We start from the raw sequence: 1,307 nt of genomic DNA on the forward strand, positions 1-1,307 counted from the left end.
CGTACTTGTTCAGTCATTATTTCTCCAGGTTTTAGCAGCCACTACTTGTTTTCTTCGGTTTGTAGCGTGCATCTAGCTCACGGTTTTGTGGTAGTGCATAACCGTGCGGATTTTGAAAGAACGGTGTTATTGCGTGGTTTACTGCCGTTATGCATCCTGGGTTGTTTGCATTACTTGTCAGTGACTTTATCAGGAGCGTTCCGTTGGCGATTTGCTTATTCAGCTTAGTGATATTTCTTTTTCAAAATTAAAGCCCTTGATTTTCGGTTTGACTGCGTCTACTAGGTCTTTGAATTTTTGCGAAACGAATACCCCGTCAAGGCAATCTGCTACTGCGAAAATGTCATGCCCTTCGACTTTATTGGCAAGCAAAGTTGGCCTGCGGATCAGGATTTCCCCATTTTCGTACTGCGTGTAAATAGATTTTTGCAGATCAACACAGTCATCGAGATGTTTGAGAACACGATAGCCAATAAAACCTGGTTCAGGTGTCTTGACCTCCAGAAATTCCCCTGCTGGCGCAAGAATTGGTTCAAGGATCTGGCGCGCCCTTTCGCTAAAAATGATGAAAGGGTGCATGCTCAAGCATATATCGCCTACCGCAGGTTTTTTTCGGCCGTATAAATGGAAGTCTAGAAGAATTGGCTTATAATTTTCGCCAAAGGGCTTGGGTCCAAGTTCAAGGCAATGTCGGCCAATACTTTCACGCCAACTTTCCGAGTCAAGATTGGTCGTGCTGTATCGTTGTAGAAATCCAGGCCATTTGTCCGGTTCACCTTGAAGTACGTAAACTTTCATTGCGTTCATAGTACGTCCTTCCATTTTGCATTACGGCTAGCATTTAATAGCTCCGTTCGTATTGCATTTAGCTCATTCAATACTGCTTGCTTTCCACCTTTGACATCTGCTTTGTGTAGTCGCTTGTTGACGGCTTCAATATATTTGTTAGGGTGTCGCCCATTATGAAGAATGCCAGGGGTCGAAAGGTCAGTGTTGCCGCGATTGGGTAGAAACACGCCATTTGCAGCATCATCAACACCGATGCCATGTTTTTTCAGAATAGCAAGACCGGGCTGTGCAGCTTGTCCCGTATCGCCTGCAATATGATGTGGTGTTGTGTTCTTGGGACGCGGAATGCCCGCTTTCTCCATGTTTTGGCCCAAAGCCTTGGAGCACCACCCCCACGGATCCATCCAGCCGTTCGGGTCGGGCACGTAGCCGTACAGGTGCAGGCCGCCCGCCAGACCGATCGGGTCGGGCGTCAGATAGCGGCCGCTTTCCGGGTCGTAATAGCGGAAAGTATTGTA

3 protein-coding genes are annotated in these 1,307 nt (G+C 47.2%); 1 reads left to right on the forward strand and 2 read right to left on the reverse strand.

The features are described 5' to 3' along the window. Positions 1-228, forward strand: a 228-nt coding sequence (locus tag C515_RS24420; protein WP_211234091.1) for a hypothetical protein, incomplete at its 5' end; no start/stop codon positions are given. Here the strand turns inward: C515_RS24420 and C515_RS23745 are convergent. Then, entirely contained in the window at positions 220-807 is a 588-nt protein-coding gene (locus C515_RS23745) for an imm11 family protein (RefSeq protein ID WP_144290514.1), read from the reverse strand. The two genes, C515_RS24420 and C515_RS23745, sit on opposite strands and share 9 nt — an antisense overlap. Then, positions 804-1,307, reverse strand: a 504-nt coding sequence (locus C515_RS23255) for an RHS repeat-associated core domain-containing protein (protein WP_081687018.1), incomplete at its 5' end; no start/stop codon positions are given. The genes C515_RS23745 and C515_RS23255, both read right to left, overlap by 4 nt.

Origin of the sequence: Chitinilyticum litopenaei DSM 21440, from assembly GCF_000428145.1 — a bacterium.
GTDB classification, from domain to species: Bacteria; Pseudomonadota; Gammaproteobacteria; order Burkholderiales; family Chitinibacteraceae; genus Chitinilyticum; species Chitinilyticum litopenaei.